This is a genomic window from Thermanaerothrix sp. (assembly GCF_056331585.1).
This window is the reverse complement of the sequence record NZ_JBWGPQ010000034.1, coordinates 25,411-31,458: the sequence shown is the minus strand read 5'-3', so window position 1 is coordinate 31,458 and position 6,048 is coordinate 25,411. Positions and strand designations below refer to the sequence as shown.

The following is a 6,048-nucleotide window of genomic DNA, read 5'->3' as shown; positions in this document are numbered from 1 at the left end:
AAATTTATCCGTTTTGAGGCTCCTTTTCATTTGTGTGCCCTAACTTATGTCCAAACTTCAGCTAATTTGTAAAATCACTGCCCTGGGTTCGTTCTCGTGCTTGCTCTAATCCGCAGGCATGGTTGTAATCTTCGAGCACCGTTTGAATCTTGTCCAACACCAGTGCATCGAAGGTGTTCATCAACCGCCCTTCGCGCACCTTACGGTACTGATGGGGTAAATACTGGCTGAGCAAGGTCAGTGGGATCGTGACCCGGTTCAGGTTCGAACGCAAACGTCGGAATGCCTGGTCTACCGTCGGTGTTGCCCAATAGTAGCGAATACGATCGCTAAAACCATATCGCCGCGCCATCGCTAATGCTCGCTCATTACCTCGGTAGTATTTGATCCAATACTTGGGATTCGAGAGCATGGCTTCTTCCAGTGCGTGGACAATGCGACTGGATTCATCACATAGAACCTCTTCAATTGCAGCCAGCGCAAAGACAGCCTCGCGAAAGGCAAACGTCAGTGCCGGGCCGACTTTGAGGATGGCAAAATGATCTTCAACCAAAGCCCGCAAGGCCTCGCGCGTTTGATAATCGGTCGAATGGGCTTCATAGACCCAACCAGGCCGGGTTTCAATAAAGTGAGAGAGGGATTGGGCTGCTTCGCGGTGGTAGTCATGCACCTGAGCATCACCAAACTCCACCCCAGGTTGAACCACCAAGGCCATCACACGTTCCCAAGCAGCGTCTAAACCCCGCTTCGAAAAAGCCCGTTGCGTCAGTTCCAGGGTCTCCGCGGCATCTTCGGAACGTGTAATTATCAGTCGCTCTTCCTCTGCTTTGGCGCCTCCCGCCGGGGGAACTTCCGTACCGATGACATAGCGTGGTAAAGGTAATGGCGCTTCTTGGCTGGCCGCTTCAGCCTCGGCAGCCAGTTCTGCCGCTCGTTCCGCAACAACGACCGGAGAAAAATCACGATCATCCGCACACGGCATCGAACAATCCAAATGGATTTTGCGGAAACCAGCCTCCACATACGCCCTGACCAATGCTCTGGCTTTGGCCATGGCAATCGCGGCAGGCTCATTGGACCACACAAGTGGACCTAAATGATCCCCACCCAAAAGGATGCGCTCACGTGGGAACCCCACCCGCGTCGCTATGGTTTCAACAAAGCGCACAAAATCGGCGGGGGTCATACCGGTATAACCGCCATACTGATTGACTTGGTTACAGGTAGCTTCAATCAACACCGGAATCCGTCTTGCCTGCCCGTTGCGTAATGCCGCTTCAATAACATAGGGATGGGCTGAACATATCGAGGTAATTCCCAGCGGGGGTCCGAATTGATGTGATTTCACCACAAAATCCAAATAGGTGATCATTGCACTTCTCCTCCGGAAAGCGTTGGGGCGCCTTTCTTCTCCCATGTGGCGAGAATGTCTAATGCTTCGGTCAGCGTGGGTTGAGCAGCAATCCCCCCCGCCGCCTGGGTCGAAAGCGATCCACAGATCACCGCCAGCCGCAGTGTGCGCTCCAGGTCCCAACCATGGAGATACCCATAAATAAAGCCAGCATCGAAACTATCGCCTGCACCGACTGTATCCACCACCTTAACGGGCAAACCAGGAACATTAACGATGCGCGACCCCTGGATCGCCAACGCCCCCCGTGCGCCTAATTTGATCGCCACCACTTTGACCATTGCCGCCAGTTTTTGGGCTGCAGCTTCCACATCGGCCTCCCGACTCAAGGAGCAGGCTTCGGTTTCATTGAGAAACAGCACATCGGTCTGAGCCAATAAAGCGTCGAAGCCACGCCATTGACCACTGGGATCATAGTTTGTATCCAGCGAAGTCGTTACCCCTAATGCACGCGCCTGACGAAATAGATCAGGCAATCCGGGCCGCAGATTGGTTTGCAGGAAGTAAGACGCCACATGAAGATGGCGCACTTGCTCTAAAAGGTGCAGCGGAACATCTTCTGCTCGTAGCGTCGGAATTAAACCCGGATAGGTTAAAATCGCCCGGTCGGCCCCACGCGCTAGAATAACGCTCAGGCCGGTGGCTCCCTCCGGGCGGATCTGTATATGCTCAACCCCTATCCCTCGCCGGCGCATTTGATCCACCATAAAGTGGCCAAAGACATCCGCGCCACATAGCCCCACAAAGGTGGTTTTCAGACCTAAACGGGCAGCCCCGCAGGCAAAAATTGCCGACGACGAGCCAACCGTCAGTGTCGCGCTATCCACCAATTTCTCAACCTGCCCAAAAACCGGTTCGACATCCCCGGTCAGAATGAGATCAGGGTTGATTTCACCCACGACCAAAAGATCATATATCCTGGTCATAATGATTCCTCACACGCCATAAGATAAAAGCACCCATCAACCCCAAGCCGCTCACCAGGCGAAACATCCAAACGGCTCCCACCCGTTCTAATAAAAATCCGCCTACCAGGGAGCCAACCACCATCCCCACCCCCATGATAGCGCTGGAAAACAAGCCCTGTGCCGTCGCATTCAAACCCGGCGGTGCCAACATCCCAGCATAAGAAACCCCGGCTACCCACATCAACGCATAGGTTACTCCATGCATCAATTGGATCGGCATTGCCATCCAAGGTTGAGTCATGAACGAGTAGAGCAAGGACCGCAGTGAAAAAAGGATCAATCCTACCATCAAGAGCCGCTGCGGATGCCAGCGTTTAAGCAGAGCGCTTGAGACAAAGAGAATTGAAACCTCAGAAACGGTCGCCACAGTCAGATTAAGCCCCAAGAGCGTCTGTGAAGCCCCCAAATCTTGAAGAAACAAAAATAAAAAATTGCTAATCACAGAAATCAAAACGCCCCCAGTAAATGCCGTAAAAAGAAACGCCCGCCATCGTGGGTCAGCCCAAAAACGTGAGAGTGCTTCCAATCCGGCTGGTCGCACCAGAGTGGAGCGCACCGAAAGGCGGGTTGCCAGAAGTGAGCTTAACCCCATCATCACCCCAAACAGGACAAACAACCCTTGTAATCCCACTTGCTCGGCCAATCGGCCCGCCAGCGGCGCGCACACACCCCATCCAACTGCTCCCCACAAGCGAATGCGCCCATAGTGCTCGCGTCGCTCACCCAATGTCTGGAGCACTGAACTGTCCAGGATCGGCACCAGAGGCGATAAAAAAAGCGCCAGAGGCACTAAAATCACTAACAGCCCGATAAATGAGCGTGGGAGGATCAGCAATGACCCTAATGCCCCCACGGTTAACATCGAAAGAACCAATACCCGCTTATGTTGCTGGTACGAATCGGCCAACCATCCCCATAGGGGGCCGCTGAGCAAGTTAATCAGGGGAACGGTCGCGGTCAAGATGCCAATTTGCTCCCCACCCAGACCTAATTGGCGGTAATACACCGGCAGATAAGGATACAAAGCCGCCATGGCCGCGTAGTAGATGAAATACAATGCTGACCAGTACACAATGACTCTCGATGACCGTCCCTGAAAACTACGTAGGTCTTAATACGTTTTGTACCAATCGAACGGTGCGTCGCCCTCAAAATAATTCATCCAGGGTTGTCCTAGAGCATAGCAAAGCGCCGCCAAGCGTTCTAAACGCTCCCGTGCCATGGCTTGCAGAAAATTGTTCCGCGCCTCAGCATCCAGACCAACCGCTTCTTGCCAAACCGCCCGCCCTACCGCAATACCACTCGCGCCACACTGACAAGCCAAGGTAACCTGACGCAGGTAAGTCTCAAAGTCCACCGCCGCAGAAAGTAAAATCCAGGGTACTGCCGAAGCCGCGTGAAGTGCCTCTAACCCTTCCCGCCACATGCCTTCATCCTTGTTCTGAGCGGTAAGCGGAAACTCAGCCTTTAGCACATCCACCCCGGGAATGACAGTCAGTCGGCGCGCCGTCTCGACCACCACCCAATGTTTTTCCTCATCACTTAACGGGGCGCCGTCAAGTGAATAGGAAAGTGGCTCCAACATCAAAGGAAGATCATACTTCAGGCTTTCGGCCCCCACCTGGGCCACAAACGCCTCGATTTCCCCCGCCGTAGGTGCCTGGGGATGATAATACACCAGCAATTTGATCATATTTGCCCCCATGCGGCGCGCCTTCTCCACACTCCACCCTGGTAATACCTGAGAGCGCCGCGCTCCAGGTTCACCGCTATAACCGGTCGCCTCAACTGCCACAACCAATCCCACGTGGCCGGGCAAGTTGCGGGCTGCAATCGCCTGAGCCGCCGAGACCTCCGGATCCAACAACACGGCGGTCGCCGATTTAGCCAGCGCCGCAACAACATCAAGTTTGAACTGCGAAAGTTCGGCATCACTCACCGCCCCCGGATCCTGAGGGTTAAGCGCCCGGCGCAGGTTCTGACGATGATCCAGTGCCAGCACCGTGAACGTAAAACGAGCACTGCTACATTGTTGTAAACCACGCAGTTTTCCAATTGAGCGTTTTTCCATGAGATTCACCTTACCACCTGCGATGAGAAAGTAATGTTAACTCTATGAGCCCTGAACGGTAATTTCTTTGTACCCCATCCCAACTCATGCTTGGATGACCCGCACCCCCGCCTGACGCAGTGCTTCAACAAACTCTTGGGGAGCACCCGTATCGGTAATCAGGGTATGAATGGTATTAATCGGAGCCACCCGCGCTGTAGAAACACGTCCACACTTTGAATGATCGGCCAAGACGATGATCTCACGACCGATTTTTAGAATGGCGCGATCGGTAAGCGTCTCCGGCAGGTAAGCGTTGGTCAAGCCCTCGCTCACATCCACCGCGTGAATGCCAATGAACACCTTATCTGCCCGGACTTCACTCAGTGCCTGTTCGGTGATATGGCCAATGAACGAAAGTTCACTGGAACGAAGCACACCCCCCAACCCCACCAGGGTGATTCCATTAGAGGCTGCCAATTCGTTGATCACCGGGAGAGAATTGGTGATTACCGTCAAGTTATTGAAAGCGCGTAGCAGCCGCGCCAATTCCAAAACCGTCGAACCCGATCCAAGAAAAATGGTTTCTCCTTCCTGAATCAATTTGGCGGCGGTCTGAGCAATGCGCCGTTTCTCTTCCAAATGTTGGTTAGAGCGTTGTAGGATGGGGGGCTCTGCTGGTGCCCGGCGCGCAGGGATAGCACCACCGCGCACTTTGCAGATCAAACCTCGTTGATCCAGGGCTTCTAAATCCCGCCGCGCCGTTGCCTCGCTGATTCCAAACGCCTCACAAATCTCAGCAATGCTCACACGCTGTCGGCGATTAATGAGATCGAGGATCAATCCCTGCCGATCCGGACCAGGAAAGGCTGTTTTCTGCGCCTGAGTTTTCATTGGAGCATTCCTTGTAACATTGTATGTTCTACCAAATGAATGATTGTGACTGATTGTACGATATTTTGATTGAAAGTGCAACTCTTAACCCGGCCCTCTTTATCCAAACCTAGTTTCAGCCGAGATTAAGCCATTTTGCTTACCAGGGCTCACGCCATGTAGCGCTCGGCTATTTCTAGCCTTATCGTTATACTCCAAATCAGATCACATCTCTCAGGTGAATAATCTATGCGTTTTATACTGTCAAGCCGACCACAGTGGAACGTAAAAGCCCTCTTACTGTTCTTGGGGATTGCTTTGACATTGCTCACTGCGTGCAGTACATCAACCTCAACCCTACCTATGGCACCGCTCGACCAAATACCCTCTGAGGTTCAAAAAGCACCTGTTTCGGTGCAAGAAGCCTATCGGTTTGCGGTGGCCAATCCTGAGGTTCTCTCCCAAGTGCCCTGCTACTGCGGATGCGGGGCTGTAGGCCATACCTCAAATTATGATTGTTATATCAAAGACGTTCAGCCTTCAGGTGAGATAGAATTCGACTCCCATGCCTTAGGGTGCTCCATATGTGTGGATATCACTCAGGATGTGATGCGCATGAGTCGAGAAGGCAAGACCTTGGATGACATCCAAACCTTCATTGATCGCACTTATTCCCAATATGGACCGCCGACACCGTTAAAACCATGAAACATAACGGCGTGATGCTTCTTCGGCTCATAACACCT

The 6,048-nt window shown here is 53.0% G+C and carries 6 protein-coding genes; 1 reads left to right on the top strand and 5 read right to left on the bottom strand.

The features are described 5' to 3' along the window. Positions 1-61: 61 nt before the first annotated feature. The 5 genes from AC01YT_RS11080 to AC01YT_RS11060 form a co-directional block, all read right to left on the bottom strand. Entirely contained in the window at positions 62-1,360 is a 1,299-nt protein-coding gene (locus AC01YT_RS11080) for a D-tagatose-bisphosphate aldolase, class II, non-catalytic subunit (RefSeq protein ID WP_476675433.1), read from the bottom strand. An 8-nt stretch (positions 1,361-1,368) separates the two neighbouring features. Next, positions 1,369-2,337, bottom strand: coding sequence for a carbohydrate kinase family protein (locus AC01YT_RS11075; protein WP_476675429.1), 969 nt, complete (start codon positions 2,335-2,337; stop codon positions 1,369-1,371). Next, positions 2,321-3,451 carry an MFS transporter gene (locus AC01YT_RS11070; protein WP_476675427.1) on the bottom strand — a complete coding sequence of 377 codons (1,131 nt, stop codon included), beginning with the start codon at positions 3,449-3,451 and terminating at the stop codon, positions 2,321-2,323. The genes AC01YT_RS11075 and AC01YT_RS11070 overlap by 17 nt, the downstream gene beginning before the upstream one ends. Before the next feature lie 39 nt (positions 3,452-3,490). Then, a complete protein-coding gene (locus tag AC01YT_RS11065) occupies positions 3,491-4,450 on the bottom strand; it encodes a tagatose 1,6-diphosphate aldolase (protein ID WP_476675425.1) in 960 nt (319 codons plus the stop codon). 84 nt (positions 4,451-4,534) lie between these two features. Beyond that, positions 4,535-5,323 carry a DeoR/GlpR family DNA-binding transcription regulator gene (locus AC01YT_RS11060; RefSeq protein WP_476675423.1) on the bottom strand — a complete coding sequence of 263 codons (789 nt, stop codon included), beginning with the start codon at positions 5,321-5,323 and terminating at the stop codon, positions 4,535-4,537. A 228-nt stretch (positions 5,324-5,551) separates the two neighbouring features. Here AC01YT_RS11060 and AC01YT_RS11055 point away from each other — a divergent pair, with 228 nt between their 5' ends. Further along, positions 5,552-6,010, top strand: a complete 459-nt coding sequence (locus tag AC01YT_RS11055; RefSeq protein ID WP_476675421.1) for a PCYCGC motif-containing (lipo)protein — start codon at positions 5,552-5,554, stop codon at positions 6,008-6,010. Positions 6,011-6,048 lie beyond the last annotated feature (38 nt).